This window comes from Mucilaginibacter sp. PAMB04274, assembly GCF_039634385.2.
GTDB lineage: Bacteria > Bacteroidota > Bacteroidia > Sphingobacteriales > Sphingobacteriaceae > Mucilaginibacter.
Genome location: NZ_CP155081.2, coordinates 4,681,356 through 4,699,054, shown reverse-complemented (window position 1 = coordinate 4,699,054; position 17,699 = coordinate 4,681,356). Strand labels below are relative to the sequence as shown.

Below are 17,699 nucleotides of genomic sequence, written 5' to 3'. Positions count from 1 at the left end.
ACCATGAAATTGACCACCCTAATCACCACCGGCCTTATAACTTTATGGAGCAGTATGTTACTTGCTCAGAACGCACGATTTACTACATCCGGCACTGTCGAGTACGAGAAGACTGTGAACATGTTTGCCATGCTTAAAAAGCGTATTAATAAAGATAACGAAAGCTATTTGCAACCGGCTTATGACCAGTACCGCCGCTCACAGCCTCAGTTTAAAAAGCTTACCAGTACGCTTACTTTCGACGATAACAAAACCCTGTACACGCCCAATCCAGACAATGGCCCTCAAAACTTTTGGGGTAGCGGCATGGTGCCACAAAACAACACGGTAGCGGCCGATTTAAATGCAGGCACCAGCGTTACCCAAAAGAAAGTTTACGAGGAAACCTTTTTGGTAAGGGACAGCCTGCGTAAAATTAAGTGGAAAATTACCGACGAAACCCGTGAGATAGCCGGATTTGCTTGCCGCCGTGCTAATGCTATTGTAATGGATTCGATTTATGTGGTGGCATTTTATACCGATCAGATCGCCGTATCGGGCGGCCCCGAATCGTTTACCGGTTTGCCAGGAATGATACTGGGCGTAGCCCTGCCACACGAGAATATCAGTTGGTTTGCCACTAAGGTAACCGATGTGCCCGTACCCCCCAATAAGTTGGCCCCGCCAACCAAAGGCAAGCCGCTTGATAATAAAGGTTTACGCGCCACATTGGAAAAAGCTATGGACGATTGGGGCGAATACGCCAAAGATGAGTATAAAGCTTATATGCTTTAACAGGTATTGATACAATCTGTCGTTTCGAGTGCTAAGGGGACTTTTAATTATAAGCTTAAAAGGTTTAAAGAAGTTCTCCCTATCGTTCAAAATGGCAGATTGTAAATTCTAAAAGTACATTAAAGACGATTAAACAACCTCCACACCCTTTGCCTAAACCCACTGTACTCAGGCTGGCTAAACACTTTTTGTTCTGCTTCCTGTATCTGCGCTTTTAACTTTTGCCGGCCGCGTAGCTTAACCAGTTGGTGAACCTTCTGCTGCCAATCTGCTGTTTGCTGTAACTCGGGGCACAGCATAAGTTTGGCATCAAAAACAAGCTTGTCTGCGGGTGGCATTTGGCCTAAAAGGTAGCTGTCTATAAGCCGGGTCTCAGTTGCAGAAGTCTTCATACGTCAGTGATTTTGCTTTAACTGTTTCGCGCACTTTTTCCAGGCACTTGTGCTTCTGTACCGTTGCCGATCGCTCACCCGAAAGTCCGAAGCGTTCGGCTATGTCTTTCATGGGCAATTTATCGTAATAAAAGGCTTGTAGCATGTCCATGCATTTTTGTCCGGCTGTTTCCAGGTAACGTAGTAAGCGCTTGGTAGAGGGCATGGGCGAAACATGCTCATGCAACTCGGTGTAATTCAACACATCCTCATTAACTTTCCCTTTCTGTTTGTGTTGCTGCTGGTACCACAAGTGCTTGGTTATACCCAATATATAAGCCTTTTCGCTATGTGTTAACTGTAGTTTGCCCGCTACTGCTTTCTCATAGTAGATGATCAGGGCATCCTGAAATATGTCTTTAGCCTCGTCCAGGCTGCCGCCTTGCCTGCTAATGTGTTGTGCCACGGCCGGAAAAGCGGTGAGGTAAAGGTTTGTTAACCAGTCTTGCTTCATTTTGTCAACGGTTTCCATAACTACTGCTATATCATACAAAGTGTACAATACTTTAAATATATCACCAAAAATTTTTGATTTTATCTCAGCAATGTCAAAGCTTCACATCTTGATCAATGCCCATAATCATCATTTTAAAAATTAACTATCTTACCCGCATTGTTTTCAACCCCTATTTATGAGCGCCGAACAAAAACGAATTGAACAGCATTACAGCAACCAAACAAACTGGCTTAAATGGGGGCCGTACCTATCCGAGCGCCAATGGGGAACCGTTCGTGAAGATTATAGCGCTGATGGCAACTCCTGGGATTATGTTTCGCATGATGCGGCCCGCAGTAAAGCTTACCGCTGGGGTGAGGAAGGCATGGCCGGTTTAAGTGATGATAAACAGCTATTGTGCCTTGGCCTTGCCTTATGGAATGGCAAAGACGCTATCTTGAAAGAACGCCTTTTCGGCTTAACCAACAACGAAGGCAACCACGGCGAGGATGTAAAGGAACTCTACTATTATCTCGACAGCACGCCTACGCACAGCTACATGAAAATGCTGTACAAGTATCCGCAACAGGCTTTTCCGTATAGTTGGCTGGCCGAAGAAAATCGTCGGCGTGGCAAGCAAGTGCCCGAGTTTGAGCTGATAGATACCGGTACTTTTGATGAGGACAAGTACTTTGATGTATTTACTGAGTATGCTAAACAAAGCGAAGAAGATATACTGATACAGTACACTATTTATAACCGGGGCAGCGAGGATGCACCTATACATGTGCTGCCTCAGTTGTGGTACCGTAATACTTGGTTTAATGGTGGGGCCCGGCCCGAAATATTGTTTCAGGGTCATAACACGATGTATCTCCGGTGTAATCAGCTGGGCGATTACTATTGCTATGCCGATGGTAACCCCGAAGCGCTGTTTACCGACAACGAAACCAACAATGAGCGCTTATACCAGGCAGCTAATGAAGCGCCTTATCTAAAAGATGGCATTAACAACCGGGTGGTGAATGGAGATACTGCTGCTGTTAACCCCAGTCATGAAGGTACAAAGGCTGCTTTCTGGTACCAATACACGGTGCCTGCCAAAGGGAAGGTGGTGATTAGATTGCGGTTAAGCAAAATGAAGAAAAAGACACCTTTCCATGGTTTTGATCAGATGCTGGCTTCGCGCCATGCTGATGCCGATAAATTTTACGCTACCCGCCATACGGCTGGTAGTACTGACGATGAAAAGCTGGTACAACGGCAGGCTTGGGCGGGCATGTTGTGGAGCAAGCAATATTATAATTACAACATTAAACGCTGGCTGGATGGCGATGCAAATGAACCGGTACCGCCAAAAGAGCGACGGCATGGCCGAAATAGCCACTGGAAGCACTTTGTGGCCGAAGATATTTTATCGATGCCTGATAAGTGGGAGTACCCCTGGTTTGCGGCGTGGGATCTGGCTTTTCATTGCATTGCACTGGCCCCGGTTGATGCCGATTTTGCTAAAAATCAGTTGCGCCTGTTGGTTAGCGCTAATTACATACACCCCAACGGGCAGTTACCGGCTTACGAATGGGATTTTAGTGATGTGAACCCGCCTGTACATGCACTGGCCACCTGGATAGTGTTTAATATTGATCGCAAGCGTACGGGTAAGAACGATCTGGTGTTCCTGGAAGAGATATTTCAGAAATTGTTGCTCAATTTTACCTGGTGGGTAAACCGTAAGGATAGCGAGGGTAACAATATTTTTGAGGGCGGCTTTTTAGGCTTGGATAATATAGGTGTTTTTAACCGCAGCGCACCTATACCCGGGGGCGGCTTACTGGAGCAGGCGGATGGTACCAGCTGGATGGCCATGTACTCGCTTAATATGATGCGTATAGCTATGGAGCTTGCCTTGCACAACAAGGCGTATGAAAGTATGGCCGTAAAGTTTGCCGAGCACTTCTTGTACATAGCAGGCTCACTGGCCAACCTGGGCGAAGACTCATTAGGTTTGTGGGATGATGAAGACGGTTTTTACTACGATGTGCTTAGGAAGCCCGATTGCAGCTGGGATCGCCTGCGCCTGCGTACGCTGGTGGGCCTCATTCCTATGTTTGCGGTAATTATTTTTGACGAGGCCAAATGGCAAAACCTCCCCGGCTTAACCGAACGGCTCGACTGGTTTATGAACCAGCGCCCCGACTTGGTTAACTTAGTTAGCCGATGGAAGGATACCAAGGGTACCGAAACGCACTTATTTTCGCTGCTGCGTGGCCATCGCATGAAACTATTATTGCGCCGAATGCTGGATGCCAACGAATTTTTGTCCGATTATGGCATTCGTTCGCTCTCTAAGGTATATGAGCAAACGCCGTATCAGTACATCCTTAACGGGGCCGATTACTCGGTTAAATATACCCCTGCCGAGAGTGACAGCAATATGTTTGGTGGTAACAGCAACTGGCGCGGCCCAATCTGGATGCCCATGAATTACCTGCTCGTTGGTGCACTACATCGTTTTCACGAATATTATACGGATGATTTTAAGGTTGAATACCCGACTGGTTCAGGTCAGTATTTAACGCTGGCCGAGATAGCGCATGCCCTCAGTAAGCGGCTCAAAGGGATATTTTTGCGGAATGAGAAAGGCGAGCGGCCTGTATTTGGCGGACACCCTAAGTTTAACCAAGACGAGCACTTTAAGGATTACATTCTGTTTTACGAATACTTTCATGGTGATACAGGAAAAGGTTTAGGGGCAAGCCACCAAACTGGGTGGACAGGGCTGGTTGCTTTGCTGTAGTAACAACAAGATGAACGTGAGCGCCTCATTTTACAAAATGTCAATTTGTGCAAACTACTTTTAAGGTTGATGCTTATTAAATAAAGCAGACAATTAACAATAAAACGATTACTGAAATTATGAAAGGTTTCGAAAATAAAGTGGCTTTAATTACCGGTAGCAGTCAGGGTATAGGCGCGGCTTGTGCTATCCGTTTAGCGCAGGAGGGCGCAGATATTATTTTGAACGGCCGTGAATTGGATGAGCGGGGCGAAAAGGTATTGCAGCAAATCAGAGAGATGGGGCGCCGGGCTGAGTTCGTTGTAGCCGATGTAAGCAAAGCTCCAGCAGTTATAAAGCTGATTGAGGATGGCATTGCTGCGTTTGGCCGGCTGGACATACTGGTAAATAATGCCGGCGTTGAAAAAAACAACGATTTTTGGAACGTAACCGAAGAGGAATATGATTTTGTAATGGATACCAACTTAAAGGGGGTTTTCTTCGGCATACAAGCATTTGTAAAGTATTGTAAGGATAACCAGCGCGAGGGTGTAGTGGTAAACATGAGCTCGGTGCATGAGGAAATTGTGTTTCCGCATTTTGCAGCTTACTGCGCCAGCAAGGGCGGACTTAAAATGTTAACCCGTAACCTGGCCACCGAGTTGGCCCCGTTAAATATCAGAGTAAACAACGTAGCCCCAGGCGCTATAGCAACACCCATCAACAAAAAGCTGATGGATAATAAAGAGCAATTGGAAAGTGTGTTGGATAATATTCCTATGCGCAAAATGGGTACGCCGGAGGATGTTGCCGGCCTGGTAGCTTTCCTATCCTCAGATGATGCCAAGTACGTTACCGGCTCAACTTACTTTGTAGATGGTGGCTTAACGTATCATTACGAGGAGCAGTAAAAGCAGCTGGTTAAAAACCTGATCACGTTATTGCGAGGAGCTAAACAATCTCTGAACTATGCAGCCAGTTGAATAGGCTGCCGAAGGTATTGCTTCGCTCTTCGCAATAACAATTTTTACTTAACTTCTTTGCTTTCGTTAATTCATCCAGCGCTTATATGAAGCGCTACAAAGGTGAGTTTGCGCCCAGCAACCCATCGTAATCCTCCGGAGAGTCAATGTCAACGGCACCTTTTTCAAATGGTATAGTCACTATCTCTTGCTGATATTTCATCAGTAGCTTTTTAGCCCCTTTCTGCTCCTGTAAGGCAAGTAGTTCATCAAAATGGGTTTTAGCAAACCATACCGGAACACCGATCGTATTCTGATAAGTGCAAGCTACAATGCTGTTATCACCAGTTAAACCGGTTTCTATAAGTTGGTGGAGCAGGGCGGTATCCACAAAAGGCTGATCGCAAAGCATCAGCAGTACGTTATTAAGTGCAGGATAAAGCTCCAGCAGAGCTTTTAGTCCGGCTTTTATAGATGAGCCCATGCCTTGTTCCCAATCAGGGTTGATAACCAGGTCAGCCCGCTTGCTGTCTACATCGGGTATAATAGACAAATTGTTAGCTCCCAGTACCACCACAATTTTAACATCAGTAAGGCGGGCAGCAGCCGTCATAGCCCGCTGTAATAGCGTTTGCCCTTGAAATACCAATTGCTGTTTAGGCTGCCCCATGCGCGAGGAAGAACCAGCTGCCAGTATGATGATCCCCGTCATAAGTTCTCGTGGTTTACTGGTAACGATTCCATATCATTCGAGTGGATCACCGTATGCTTATCACGCAAGGATTTACCTTCGCGCTGCTGTAAAACGGCCTGTATTTCAGATAAAATAGACAGGGCTATCTCCTCGGATGTTTCGGCGCCAATGTCTAAACCGGTAGGTCCATATAGCGCTTGCAATTCACTGCTGGTCATGTTCATGCCATTGTCCAACAGTTCATCCAGCATACGCATTAATTTTTTCTTAGGCCCAAGGCTTCCCACATAAGGCAGTTGCAGCGGCATTAATTGCCGCAGCATGGCCAGGTCATAATTGTAATTATGGGTCATAAGTACCGCCACCGTACGGCTATCAGTTGTAAGAAGCGAAAGGGCCTGATCGGGTTTGGCTACCAGTACCTGCCTCGCTTGCGGAAAACGGCTGCTTACGGCGTAATTGGCACGTCCATCTATTACTGTGGTATGCCAGCCTAATACACTAGCCATTTGCACCAGCGGTATAGCATCATTACCGGCTCCAAAAACCAGTAACGAAACAGCAGGTTTCAGCAATTCCACAAAACCGGTTATTTCGCTATCGGCCAAGTAAGTTTTGGTTGCAGAGCGGCCTGCTTGTAACACCGCTTGTGCATCAGCCCGTAATTGCGCTGCTATCGGCGTGTTACCGCATTTGCTCAGGTATTCATCATTTGTTAAAAACAGGCAGGTACCGAGCTGTGTACCTTTGCGGTTAGCCAGCGAAAACAGGGTTATTACAACTGCATTTTGGCGCTTGCCCAAAAACTTTTTGAATAACTGTATAGGGTGATTAGGTTGGCTGGCAAATATGGGTTCAATTAAAATATGAATGATGCCGTTGCAGCCTAAGCCAACACCCAGTTTGGCGTCGTCATCATCAGTCGTATCATACGTAACCAGCATGGGTTGTTGCTGAGCCATTACTAGTCGTGCTTTGCGCAGAGCATCGCCCTCAAGGCAGCCGCCACTTATGGCGCCGGTTAGCTCTCCATCTTCGGTAACAAGCATACGTGCACCTGCCCGCCGATACGATGAGCCTTCCACCTGCACCACCGTGGCTAATGCAGTTTGCTTGCCGGCCTGCTCTGCCGCATCAAAAGCCTTAATTATATCTTCTAATTCTTTCATGCCAAATGTAAACTTAGGGAATAACACATAGGTTGGATAAAGGTTATTGATGAAACACTTAAGTTAACATTGTAGCGCCGAATAATTAGTAGAGGTATTCGAACGCACCAAGCCGATCTTTCGGAAAAAATTTCCTCTATCACTCAAAAACGAAAATGGCCGGGGAAATTTAAAGCTTCATTAAGCCAAACCTATCTGCCAGTGTATTCAAGTCATCAACAACCGCTTGCACCAATGGGATACCGTTCAATTTTCTATCCTGTTCAGCCTCTAGTTCCGGCTCGCCTGGAATGATAACTTTTTGTGCCGGGTTAGCCGTTTGCGCATTTTTGAAACGCGCTATCCAGTTATCCAAATTGTCTATAAAATCATCTATAGGGCGAAATCCATCTACCCGCATAGCGCCTAAAAAGTGACCAATGCCTTCTCCGGGCGGATTGGCAGATGGTTCCATAAACGCAACAAAAGGCGGCACCCAAGGGCCATAATTAGCGCCGGATAGTACACCAGATAAAATATCGACGGTAGCACTCAACCCAAAACCTTTGTGGCTGCCATGCTCACGGTCGCTGCCAAGGGGCAGGAGGGAGCCGCCACTTTTTAAGGCATGCGGGTCGGTCGTATACTGGCCGCTGGCATCCTGTATCCAGCCTTCGGGCACAGGTTTGCCTGAGCGTTGTGCAATCTCCAGTTTGCCGTTAGCTGCCGCCGATGTAGCCATATCTACAATTAAAGGAGGGTATTTACCAGCCGGAAAAGCATAGCACATAGGATTGGTACCCAGCATGCGCTCGTTGCCAAAAGTTGGCGCCACCAGCGGACTGGCATTCGTCATGGCGAAGCCAATCATGTTCTGCTCAACTGCCATCAGTGCATGGTAACCGGCAATGCCAAAGTGGTTGGAATTGCGTACAGATACCCAGCCTGAGCCATACTGCTCAGCTTTTTGTAAGGCTACCTGCATGGCAAAAGGCGCTACCACCAAACCCAGTCCGGCGTCGCCATCAACGGTAGCTGTGGTAGGCGTTTCGTGCACTACCCGAATGTTTGGCGTGGGATTAATGCGCTGCTTTTCCCATAGGCGCACGTACCCGCTTAGCCGGGCTACCCCGTGCGAATCTATTCCACGTAAATCTGATTTTAGAAGTACATCAGCAGCCAGTTGGGCATGTTCTTCTGAACAGCCTATAGCTGTAAATATATTCTGCGTAAAGATACGTAAGGTCGATTCGGGGAAGATGTTTTGCATGGTTTTGCAAAGCTACAATTTATAAATTATGTAGTATGCTGCCAGTATGCGCTGGTTGAAGACTTAAACACCAGCCCCCCAAAATCTTACTTTTAGTAAAAAGGGAAAGCTTTTCTAAGCAATAGATTGTAATTGAAAAGATCTCTCGCCATCGTTCGAGACAAGCAGTAGCAGCATTAACTACTCAGACAGTACCGTAAATTTAAATTCCAACGGTTCAAAGTTCCGGATAAGCTCGTCGATAAATACCTGCCCCCACTTTACGTAGAAAAGTCCGAAGTTTTCGCTACGTTCTTGCAAGCTGTTTTTAGGGAATATATCTTGCTTAATAGCTTCGATTTGGCGCAGGTGAGTTTCGTGATTGCGTTTTTCGGCTTTAATAAGCTTCCGTTCAAGATTATCAATGGCATGCTTTAAACGTGCCTGCACTGCATTGGTTGAGGGGCCTAAGGTTGGGTCAATTTTGTGTGCCCTCAGCTTAAGCTTCTCAAAAATGCACTGCAGCTCGCGCCACTCGTCTTTCAGCGACAGCTCGTGCTGGGTATGAGCCTTCACCCATTCATTCTTTATAATGTCTGTGTCTTTAAATAACTGTGCAGGCTTAAGCTGCATCTTTCGCACCTTGGCTGTTGTTTCTTTACGGATAACAAGCCCTGAGTTGCGTAAAATAAGTATAGGAAATGGGATGTTGTAATGATCAAAATTGGCTTTCAGTTGAAGCCAGTATACAATTTCGGCACCGCCGCCAATGTAAGTCAGGTTAGGTAAAATGTACTCCTGGTACATAGGGCGCATTACTACATTGGGGCTAAAGCGTTCGGGGTGCGTATCAATTTCCTGTTCCAGCTCCTGTTGGGTAAAACGGATACTGGTGTTTAGTACATGGTAGATATCACTTTCTTGCACAATGCGCTCACGCAGATTGTCCTGAAGATAGAAGAAGTTAATTTCGCGTGGGTTTACCTGTGTATGCACGCCCAGGTTTTGCAACAGATTATTACTGGCCGATATATGCTTAAAGCTGTTCTGCTCAATAATATCCTCTTTAATAATACCCGAAAACTGCTGCTTTAACCGGCTATCGTCGGCATCAATAATTACTAAACCATATTGACCAAATAAAGCGTTTACCAAGTAGCGCATGGCATCGGCCAGGGTGTGATGTGAACCATAGGCTGTTTCAATAATTTGAGCCAGCTCGGTAGCGTGGCCTTCTAATCCTAATACACCTTTATACTGGGTAAGGCATTCACGAAAAGTTTTGATAGCCAAACGGCCGGTAGCACCGCTCACTTGCTCATTCCACTGTATTTTTTTGGAACCGATGTTGGTGTAATTAATTTCGGCAAAATCATGGTCTTCAGAAGCCATCCAGTATACCGGTACAAATTTCTTATCAGGGAATGCTTCTTCCAACTGCCTGCACAGCTTTATGGCTGTTACAATTTTATACAAAAAATACAGCGGACCCGTAAAAACGTTAAGCTGATGGCCAGTAGTTATGGTGTAGGTATGATCAGCTTTCAGCAGTTCAATATTAGCCTGAACGGTTGATGCAAACGGCATTTCAGGATTACCGGCTTTGTTATATTGCTCGGTAAGTACCTGCGCCAGCAAATTGCGGTTGGCGGTTACCTTCTTATGCTCCAGCAGTTCATGAAAGCCTTTTAGAGTAGGACGGTGACTGTAAAACGACTTCAGTTCGGGCACATCCTCCAGGTAATCTATTACGGTTTTGGAGAAGAACCCGGTTTCATGATAATCAATACAGTTAGCGTCCATATCATCAAAAGTAGAAGCATTATTTAAAACGCTCCCATTGCCTTATATTATTTTACAATTTGTCCATAAAGGTCAAAGTCCTCAGCATTGTCAATCTTTACATTAACAAAACTGCCAACAGTAGCGTATTGTTGGGTAGCGTCAATTAAAACTTCATTATCCACTTCGGGCGAGTCGAACTCGGTACGGCCGGTGAGATAGCCGTTGTCAATCTTATCGATCAGTACTTTATACGTATTGCCTACTTTGTCCTGGTTCTTTTCGTAGGATATGCCTTGTTGCAGTTCCATTATGGTTTCAACACGTTCCTGCTTTGTATCCTCAGGTACGTCGTCAATTAAATTATGGGCATGGGTTTTTTCCTCGTGCGAGTAGGTAAAGCAGCCCAGTCTATCAAAACGGGTTCCTTCCACCCAGTCATACATTTCTTCAAAATCCTGCAAGGTTTCGCCGGGGTAACCGGTGATGAGCGTGGTACGCAAAGCAATGCCCGGAACTTTATCACGTATAGTATTTACAAGGTCGATGGTTTTTTGCTTAGTAATGCCACGGCGCATTGACTTCAGCATGTTATCGCTGATGTGCTGCAGCGGCATATCCAGGTATTTGCAAATATTGCTGCGCTCGTTCATGGCATCCAGTATCTCCATCGGGAAGCCCGAAGGGTAGGCGTACTGCAGGCGTATCCATTCAATGCCATCCACATCGCTCAGGCGGCGCATAAGTTCATCCAGGTTACGTTTGCCATAAAGGTCGAGGCCGTAATAGGTTAAATCCTGTGCAATCAGGATCAGTTCGCGCGTGCCTTGTTTAGCCAGAGTTTTAGCCTGATTAACCAGCTGCTCCATTGGAGTGCTTACGTGCTTGCCGCGCATGAGCGGGATAGCGCAAAATGAGCACGGGCGGTTACAGCCTTCAGCTATTTTAAAGTAAGCAAAATGCGATGGAGTGGTGAGCAAGCGCTCGCCCAATAATTCGTATTTATAATTAGCGCCAATAGTTTGCAGTACATCCTGCAGATTATTGGTACCAAAATAAGCATCAACGTTAGGAATCTCGGCTTCAAGCTCGGGCTTGTACCGTTCTGATAAACAGCCTGTAACTATTACTTTACCTATTTTACCCTGCTCTTTCAGTTCACTGTATTGCAGAATAGTGTCAATTGACTCCTGCTTGGCATTATCAATAAAGCCGCAGGTGTTAATTACTACAATATCATTACTGTTCACGTTTTCGGCCTCGTGCACTACATCAAACAGCTGACCTTTCAGCTGGCCCATCAGTACTTCGGAGTCGTATATATTTTTAGAGCAGCCCAAAGTAACCACGTTTACACGGGGCTTGGCAGTTAAAATGGGTTGAGGAATTACTTTTGTCTTCATTTACGCTACGCTTATCTATCTCCACTTCTGTTATTCCGAGGCTAATAAGAAATCTTTTCTAAGCGATTCAAATACGCGTTTGAAAAGAGCTCTCCCTATTATTCGAGATAACATCATTCATTTTATATTATATTTTGTTAAACAGGCTATCTACAAAGGCTTTGCGGTCAAACAGCTGCAAATCGTTCATGCCTTCACCTACACCTATATATTTTACTGGAATTTTAAACTGATCGGATATGCCGATAACTACACCGCCCTTAGCCGTACCATCAAGCTTGGTAAGTGCGAGGGCATTTACCGCCGTGGCTTCGGTGAACTGCTTACATTGTTCAATGGCGTTTTGGCCGGTTGAGGCGTCCAGCACTAGCAATATCTCGTGCGGTGCACCGGGTATTACCTTCTCCATTACATTTTTTATCTTGGTAAGCTCATTCATTAAGCCTACTTTGTTATGTAAACGACCGGCAGTATCAATAATAGCCACGTCCTCACCATTAGCAACAGCCGAACGCAGGGTGTCATACGCTACCGATGCCGGGTCTGAACCCATGGCCTGCGCTACTACGCGTACACCTACACGTTCTCCCCAAAGCTGTATCTGGTCTACTGCGGCAGCACGAAAGGTATCAGCGGCGCCAAGCACCACTTTGTTTCCGGCTTGCTTTAACTGGTGGGCCAACTTACCAATAGTGGTTGTTTTACCTACACCGTTAACGCCCACTACCATAATTACATAAGGTTTGTGGTTACCGTATTCAAATTTTTGAAAATCGTTGCTGTTGTTTTCGGCCAGGAGGTGTTGTATCTCGTCGCGCAGCAGGTTGTTAAGCTCAGAGGTGCTTACATATTTGTCTCGTGCTACCCGGGCTTGTATACGCTCAATAATTTTAAGTGTAGTAGTAACGCCTACGTCAGAGGTAACCAGCACTTCTTCCAGATCATCCAGCACATCATCATCAACCGTTGATTTACCGGCAATTACCTTGGTTATTTTAGAAAAAAAGTTATCCTTGGTTTTTTCTAAACCGGTATCCAGCGCCTCTTGCTGCTGTGGCGTACTTTCTTTCTTTTTAAAAAAATCGAATAATCCCATGTGTCAGATGTGCAGATTAAAAATGTGCAGATGTGCAAATATACGCAAATACCCTCCAACCCCCTAAAGCGTAAGTGCCTGAAAACGGCTAAAGTATTAATTATGAATGTTTAATGATAATGACCGAATTGCCGGCATTTATAAAGTTATGTACTCGGCCTTGGGAGGCTTGGGGCAAATAAAAAAAGCCCTCTTGGCTGGCAAGACGGCTTTTATATATTGTTAGTGTAAAGCTAATAATTATGCTTTAGCTTCAGTGATCGCATCTTTAACGTGATCGTTATGTACGATTTGCTCTTTGAATGAGTAAGCACCTGTTTTGGTTGATTTAACCATGGTAATTACTTTAGAGTACTCTTTACCTTTACCGGTTTTCAGGGTTGCAACTACTTTCTTTGCCATCTCTTTTGTGTGGTTATTGAGTTACTGGTTATCAGTTATTAAGCTAACGGATAACCTAATAACATACTAACTTAATAACTAAGTTAATTACTTAATTTCTTTGTGAGTGGTTACTTTACGTAATACCGGGTTGAATTTTTTCAATTCTAAACGCTCGGTTGTATTTTTCTTGTTCTTGGTAGTAATGTAACGAGACATACCTGGCATACCACTTTCTTTATGCTCGGTGCACTCTAATATTACCTGAACTCTATTGCCTTTCTTTGCCATAATATTTTATGTTGTATGTTGTACGTTATGTTGTAAGAAAGCTAACAGGCAACCCACAACACCACCCACAACGGGGTTCTACTATATATATCCTTTTTTAACAAATTTATTGATACAAGCAGTTATACCATTTTTGCTGATGGTTTTTACGGCCGAAGTAGATACTTTCAAAGTAATCCATTTATCTTCTTCCGGTATATAAAACTTCTTGATTTTTAAGTTAGGATAAAACTTACGGTTAGTCTTAACGTTTGAGTTAGAAACGTTATGGCCGTTCATCGGGCTTTTTCCTGTTAAATCACAAATTCTTGACATGACAAAACTTTTTAATGTGTCTTTTTCTAAAAGAGTGTGCAAATATCAGGAAATTAAGTGAATAATTCAATACCGGCCTCAAAAATTTTCAAAATAATTTGCTGGCATTAATTTGTTCAAAAAATTCTAACTTACCCGCTCCGATTATTAACCATCTTATTGTTATGAAAATAACCTCTTTTGAGCAGTACAAGCAAATATACGAACAAAGCGTAAACCAGCCCGAACAGTTTTGGGACGAGGTCGCCAACACCTTTCAATGGCGCAAAAAATGGGATAAAACGCTGGAATGGAATTTTAAGGAACCCAACATAAAATGGTTTCAGGGCGCAAAACTCAATATTACTGAAAACTGTTTGGACCGCCACCTCGAAACCAACAGCGATACACCGGCTATTATTTGGGAACCTAATGATCCTACTGAGTCGCATCGGGTGCTTACTTATAAGCAACTGCATGATAAAGTTTGCCAGTTTGCCAACGTGCTAAAAAATAACGGTGTGCAAAAAGGCGATCGTATTTGTATTTATATGCCTATGGTACCCGAGCTGTCAATAGCAGTGCTGGCTTGTGCGCGTATAGGTGCAGTACACTCCGTTATATTTGGCGGTTTCTCGGCACAATCAATTGCCGATCGTATTCAGGATGCACAATGCAATGTAGTAATTACGGCCGATGGCGGTTTTCGCGGAGCCAAGGATCTCCCTTTAAAATCGGTGATTGACGATGCACTGGTGCAGTGCCGGTCGGTTAAGCGCGTTATTGTGTTAACCCGCAGCCGTACACCTGTTAGTATGATTAAGGGCCGCGATGTGTGGTGGGAAGATGAGATTAAGAAGGTAGAAACACAGGGTAACCCGGCCTGTCCGGCCGAAGAGATGGATGCAGAAGACATGCTATTCATCTTGTATACATCAGGTTCAACCGGTAAACCTAAAGGCGTGGTACACACCTGCGGCGGCTACATGGTGTATACCGGTTATACTTTTGATACGGCTTTTCAGTATCAGCCTGGTGAGGTATACTTCTGTACAGCCGATATTGGCTGGATAACCGGTCACTCCTATATTGTATATGGTCCGCTATCACAGGGCGCTACGGCACTTATGTTTGAGGGCGTACCTACTTGGCCTGATGCAGGCCGGTTGTGGGATATTGTAGAAAAGTTTAAAGTAAATATTTTATACACCGCACCAACCGCCATCCGCTCGCTGATGAGTTTTGGTGAAGACGTACTGAGCGGTAAAAACTTTAGCTCCTTAACCAAGTTAGGGTCGGTAGGTGAGCCGTTGAACGAAGAGGCCTGGCACTGGTTTGATGAAAAGATAGGACATGGCGACTGCCCTATTGTTGATACGTGGTGGCAAACCGAAACAGGCGGTTTCATGATATCGCCCATAGCCAATGTTACGCCGCTTAAGCCAGGTTATGCCAGCTTACCGCTGCCGGGGGTGCAACCGGTATTAGTTGATGAGAATGGTAAAGAGATTGAAGGCAACGGCGTAAGCGGCAACTTGTGTATCAAGTTCCCTTGGCCGGGCATGCTGCGCACCACTTATGGCGACCATGAGCGCTGCCGCCAAACTTATTTTGCCACCTACGAGAATATGTACTTTACCGGCGACGGCTGTTTGCGCGACAATGATGGCTATTACCGCATAACCGGCCGTGTAGATGATGTGTTAAACGTATCTGGTCACCGCATAGGTACGGCCGAGGTAGAGAACGCCATTAACATGCACAGCAGCGTAGTGGAATCGGCTGTGGTGGGTTACCCGCATGATATTAAAGGGCAGGGTGTATATGCATTCGTTATCAGCCCCGATAAGCATGAGAATGATGAATTGACCCGCAAAGATATTCTGATGACTGTAAGCCGTATTATTGGCCCTATTGCCAAGCCCGATAAAATTCAGTTTGTAAGCGGCCTTCCTAAAACCCGGTCGGGCAAAATTATGCGCCGTATACTACGCAAAATAGCCGAGGGCGACACCAGCAACCTGGGCGATATCTCAACACTGCTAGATCCTGGTGTGGTAGAGGAAATAAAGGCTGGAGCACTGTAATAATAAAGTTATTAGCTCGAACGATAGAGCGAGCTCTTGTTTGGTGCAGAAAACCTGTTCTTTTAACAAGACCTCGCTCTATCGTTCGAGATAACCTCATGAGTTTAAAAGCAGGAATCACGTTGGCCTTATCATTTAGGTATGGATAAGGCTAACGTGATTCCTGCTTTTTGTTGTAGCTCATTTATCTTTATTTCACTCCTCATTATCGTTAATTTAGATTTCATCCCATAAGATCACGCCGGCGCGGTAAATCCAAAATAATAATACTAAGACGCTCGTCTAAATATTTTTTTCAGACGCTGTTGCACAGCAAACTTGCCCTTAACTCTTCACAGGACCACTTTTTCATTACATCTATTTTATAATCTCGTCAATAAGTTTTATTGCAATCGATTGTATTGGTTAAACTTTAGCGTAATTTGGTATTAATCAATAGTTACAAGTCGGGCTGTTAATCATAGTGATTTTGCGTCTTGCAATTCAATACGCTACTTGTGCTACTTAGAATCAACCAATTTATATATACTATAATCTATTTGTTATGAAAAGAAGATTCCTGCTACTATCATTTGTGGGTATTACGGCAATGTTTGTGACTATTGCCATGAGCTGTAAAAAAAACCGCGGAGGAGGTGACCCTGAACCACGCGATTACTCGATGCCGGCTATGCCCTCGTACGCGTCGTTACCTGCAATCACCAAATTGCCCGACCCTTTTACCTTTATGCGGGGTTTCCGGATGGAAAGTAAAGACGAATGGAAATACCGCCGGGCCGAAATAGCCGCCCAAGCCCAGGAGTTTGAGTATGGTTATAAGCCCAATACACCCGCCTCGGCAACAACCGGCTCGTTTGCCAGCAATGCTATTACAGTAAACGTTAATGATAATGGCAAAACCATATCGTTCAACTGTACCATTACCTACCCAACAACTGGCAGCAAACCTTACCCAGCTATTATAGGTATTGGCGGGTCAAACCTTAATAATACAGCGCTGCTTAACCTGGGTGTAGCTATTATTAATTTTCCCAACAATACCGTTGCACAGCAAACCAATACCGGTTCGCGGGGCAAAGGCTTGTTTTTTGACATGTACGGAGCCGATCATTCTGCCTCGGCCACTATGGCCTGGGCCTGGGGAGTAAGCCGTTTAATTGACGCACTCGAAAAAACGCCAGGTGCCGATATTGATGCCACCCGGCTGGGTGTTACGGGGTGTTCTAGAAATGGCAAAGGCGCTTTAACTGTAGGTGCGTTTGATGAACGTATTAAACTAACCATACCTCAGGAACCCGGCGCAGGTGGCGCAGCAAGCTGGCGTATATCTAATGCGCAAACTGCAGCTGGCAAAACTGTGCAAACCTTATCACAAATTGTTACCGAAAACGTTTGGTTCAGAGCTGATTTTTCGCAGTTCAGCAGCACGGCCGATAAGCTTCCTTTTGATCAGCACAGTGTGCTCGCCTTATGTGCACCACGAGCATTGCTGGTTATCGAAAATACGTCTATCGATTGGCTTAGTCCTGTTAGCTCGTGGAATGCCGCTAATGCTGCACATAAGGTATGGGAAGCGCTTGGCGTGCCCGACAAAATGGGCTTTTCGCAAATAGGCAGTCACAACCACTGCTCTATGCCCGATTCGCAATTACCGGAACTGACCGCTTATGTACAAAAATTTTTGATTGGCACCGGCACCGGAAATACTACTATTATGAAAACCGACGGTGGTTTTACGTTCGATGCCTCTGCATGGGTAGACTGGACCGTACCGACCTTAAGATAGTACTTTAACCTAAACCAATACACGCCGGGAACAGAGCAATAGCCGTAAAAGTGCTGTTGTGACCACAAGAAAGTAAGCCTTCAAAGTCTATTAATTTTGGAGGCTATTG

Annotated in this window: 16 protein-coding genes; 5 read left to right on the top strand and 11 right to left on the bottom strand. The window is 45.2% G+C overall.

Annotated elements, in window-relative coordinates:
• The first annotated feature begins 3 nt into the window (after nucleotides 1–3).
• Complete coding sequence (locus ABDD95_RS19995) at nucleotides 4–774, top strand: GLPGLI family protein (RefSeq protein WP_345949123.1); 771 nt, start codon at nucleotides 4–6, stop codon at nucleotides 772–774.
• Between the two features lie 119 nt (nucleotides 775–893).
• Here the strand turns inward: ABDD95_RS19995 and ABDD95_RS19990 are convergent, their stop codons facing one another.
• Both ABDD95_RS19990 and ABDD95_RS19985 read right to left on the bottom strand, forming a co-directional pair.
• Nucleotides 894–1,166 carry a hypothetical protein gene (locus ABDD95_RS19990; RefSeq protein WP_345949122.1) on the bottom strand — a complete coding sequence of 91 codons (273 nt, stop codon included), beginning with the start codon at nucleotides 1,164–1,166 and terminating at the stop codon, nucleotides 894–896.
• Entirely contained in the window at nucleotides 1,147–1,677 is a 531-nt protein-coding gene (locus tag ABDD95_RS19985) for a sigma-70 family RNA polymerase sigma factor (RefSeq protein ID WP_345949121.1), read from the bottom strand. Before ABDD95_RS19985 ends, ABDD95_RS19990 begins: the two co-directional genes overlap by 20 nt.
• A 160-nt stretch (nucleotides 1,678–1,837) precedes the next feature.
• Here ABDD95_RS19985 and ABDD95_RS19980 point away from each other — a divergent pair, with 160 nt between their 5' ends.
• Both ABDD95_RS19980 and ABDD95_RS19975 read left to right on the top strand, forming a co-directional pair.
• On the top strand, nucleotides 1,838–4,438 hold the full coding sequence (locus tag ABDD95_RS19980; protein ID WP_345949120.1) for a glucosidase: 2,601 nt from the start codon (nucleotides 1,838–1,840) through the stop codon (nucleotides 4,436–4,438).
• 119 nt (nucleotides 4,439–4,557) lie between these two features.
• The gene (locus ABDD95_RS19975; protein ID WP_345949119.1) at nucleotides 4,558–5,328 is read left to right on the top strand and encodes a glucose 1-dehydrogenase; all 771 of its coding nucleotides are present in this window, start codon (nucleotides 4,558–4,560) and stop codon (nucleotides 5,326–5,328) included.
• Between the two features lie 166 nt (nucleotides 5,329–5,494).
• Here ABDD95_RS19975 and ABDD95_RS19970 read toward each other — a convergent pair whose 3' ends face one another.
• The 9 genes from ABDD95_RS19970 to rpmB all read right to left on the bottom strand — a co-directional run bounded on the left by ABDD95_RS19970 (nucleotide 5,495) and on the right by rpmB (nucleotide 13,738).
• Entirely contained in the window at nucleotides 5,495–6,091 is a 597-nt protein-coding gene (locus ABDD95_RS19970) for a nucleotidyltransferase family protein (protein WP_345949118.1), read from the bottom strand.
• Nucleotides 6,088–7,242 (bottom strand): XdhC/CoxI family protein, encoded by a 1,155-nt coding sequence (locus tag ABDD95_RS19965; RefSeq protein WP_345949117.1) that lies wholly within the window; start codon nucleotides 7,240–7,242, stop codon nucleotides 6,088–6,090. Before ABDD95_RS19965 ends, ABDD95_RS19970 begins: the two co-directional genes overlap by 4 nt.
• Nucleotides 7,243–7,411: 169 nt before the next feature.
• Nucleotides 7,412–8,491 carry an Ldh family oxidoreductase gene (locus ABDD95_RS19960; protein WP_345949116.1) on the bottom strand — a complete coding sequence of 360 codons (1,080 nt, stop codon included), beginning with the start codon at nucleotides 8,489–8,491 and terminating at the stop codon, nucleotides 7,412–7,414.
• 180 nt (nucleotides 8,492–8,671) lie between these two features.
• Nucleotides 8,672–10,273 (bottom strand): bacillithiol biosynthesis cysteine-adding enzyme BshC, encoded by a 1,602-nt coding sequence (gene bshC, locus ABDD95_RS19955; protein ID WP_345949115.1) that lies wholly within the window; start codon nucleotides 10,271–10,273, stop codon nucleotides 8,672–8,674.
• Between the two features lie 47 nt (nucleotides 10,274–10,320).
• A complete protein-coding gene (gene rimO, locus ABDD95_RS19950) occupies nucleotides 10,321–11,655 on the bottom strand; it encodes a 30S ribosomal protein S12 methylthiotransferase RimO (RefSeq protein WP_345949114.1) in 1,335 nt (444 codons plus the stop codon).
• A gap of 127 nt (nucleotides 11,656–11,782) precedes the next feature.
• Nucleotides 11,783–12,751 carry a signal recognition particle-docking protein FtsY gene (gene ftsY, locus ABDD95_RS19945; protein ID WP_345949113.1) on the bottom strand — a complete coding sequence of 323 codons (969 nt, stop codon included), beginning with the start codon at nucleotides 12,749–12,751 and terminating at the stop codon, nucleotides 11,783–11,785.
• A 240-nt stretch (nucleotides 12,752–12,991) separates the two neighbouring features.
• Entirely contained in the window at nucleotides 12,992–13,153 is a 162-nt protein-coding gene (locus tag ABDD95_RS19940; protein WP_345949112.1) for a DUF4295 domain-containing protein, read from the bottom strand.
• A gap of 87 nt (nucleotides 13,154–13,240) precedes the next feature.
• Nucleotides 13,241–13,423, bottom strand: coding sequence for a 50S ribosomal protein L33 (gene rpmG / locus ABDD95_RS19935; RefSeq protein WP_157539955.1), 183 nt, complete (start codon nucleotides 13,421–13,423; stop codon nucleotides 13,241–13,243).
• 81 nt (nucleotides 13,424–13,504) lie between these two features.
• On the bottom strand, nucleotides 13,505–13,738 hold the full coding sequence (gene rpmB / locus ABDD95_RS19930) for a 50S ribosomal protein L28 (protein ID WP_342645947.1): 234 nt from the start codon (nucleotides 13,736–13,738) through the stop codon (nucleotides 13,505–13,507).
• A gap of 164 nt (nucleotides 13,739–13,902) precedes the next feature.
• Between rpmB and acs the strand changes: the two genes are divergently transcribed.
• Together acs and ABDD95_RS19920 are read left to right on the top strand one after the other, a co-directional pair.
• Entirely contained in the window at nucleotides 13,903–15,804 is a 1,902-nt protein-coding gene (gene acs / locus ABDD95_RS19925) for an acetate--CoA ligase (RefSeq protein WP_345949111.1), read from the top strand.
• A gap of 544 nt (nucleotides 15,805–16,348) precedes the next feature.
• Nucleotides 16,349–17,590, top strand: coding sequence for a hypothetical protein (locus tag ABDD95_RS19920; RefSeq protein WP_345949110.1), 1,242 nt, complete (start codon nucleotides 16,349–16,351; stop codon nucleotides 17,588–17,590).
• The last annotated feature ends 109 nt before the right edge of the window (nucleotides 17,591–17,699 follow it).

Excerpts from the sequence above, each read along its gene's own strand:
- bshC (WP_345949115.1), bottom strand. The coding sequence starts at position 10,273 with ATGGACGCTAACTGTATTGATTATCATGAAACCGGGTTCTTCTCCAAA.
- rimO (WP_345949114.1), bottom strand. The coding sequence starts at position 11,655 with ATGAAGACAAAAGTAATTCCTCAACCCATTTTAACTGCCAAGCCCCGT.
- ABDD95_RS19990 (WP_345949122.1), bottom strand. The coding sequence starts at position 1,166 with ATGAAGACTTCTGCAACTGAGACCCGGCTTATAGACAGCTACCTTTTA.
- ABDD95_RS19985 (WP_345949121.1), bottom strand. The coding sequence starts at position 1,677 with ATGGAAACCGTTGACAAAATGAAGCAAGACTGGTTAACAAACCTTTAC.
- ABDD95_RS19965 (WP_345949117.1), bottom strand. The coding sequence starts at position 7,242 with ATGAAAGAATTAGAAGATATAATTAAGGCTTTTGATGCGGCAGAGCAG.
- acs (WP_345949111.1), top strand. The coding sequence starts at position 13,903 with ATGAAAATAACCTCTTTTGAGCAGTACAAGCAAATATACGAACAAAGC.
- ABDD95_RS19920 (WP_345949110.1), top strand. The coding sequence starts at position 16,349 with ATGAAAAGAAGATTCCTGCTACTATCATTTGTGGGTATTACGGCAATG.
- ABDD95_RS19980 (WP_345949120.1), top strand. The coding sequence starts at position 1,838 with ATGAGCGCCGAACAAAAACGAATTGAACAGCATTACAGCAACCAAACA.
- rpmG (WP_157539955.1), bottom strand. The coding sequence starts at position 13,423 with ATGGCAAAGAAAGGCAATAGAGTTCAGGTAATATTAGAGTGCACCGAG.
- ABDD95_RS19960 (WP_345949116.1), bottom strand. The coding sequence starts at position 8,491 with ATGCAAAACATCTTCCCCGAATCGACCTTACGTATCTTTACGCAGAAT.
- rpmB (WP_342645947.1), bottom strand. The coding sequence starts at position 13,738 with ATGTCAAGAATTTGTGATTTAACAGGAAAAAGCCCGATGAACGGCCAT.
- ABDD95_RS19975 (WP_345949119.1), top strand. The coding sequence starts at position 4,558 with ATGAAAGGTTTCGAAAATAAAGTGGCTTTAATTACCGGTAGCAGTCAG.
- ftsY (WP_345949113.1), bottom strand. The coding sequence starts at position 12,751 with ATGGGATTATTCGATTTTTTTAAAAAGAAAGAAAGTACGCCACAGCAG.
- ABDD95_RS19995 (WP_345949123.1), top strand. The coding sequence starts at position 4 with ATGAAATTGACCACCCTAATCACCACCGGCCTTATAACTTTATGGAGC.
- ABDD95_RS19970 (WP_345949118.1), bottom strand. The coding sequence starts at position 6,091 with ATGACGGGGATCATCATACTGGCAGCTGGTTCTTCCTCGCGCATGGGG.
- ABDD95_RS19940 (WP_345949112.1), bottom strand. The coding sequence starts at position 13,153 with ATGGCAAAGAAAGTAGTTGCAACCCTGAAAACCGGTAAAGGTAAAGAG.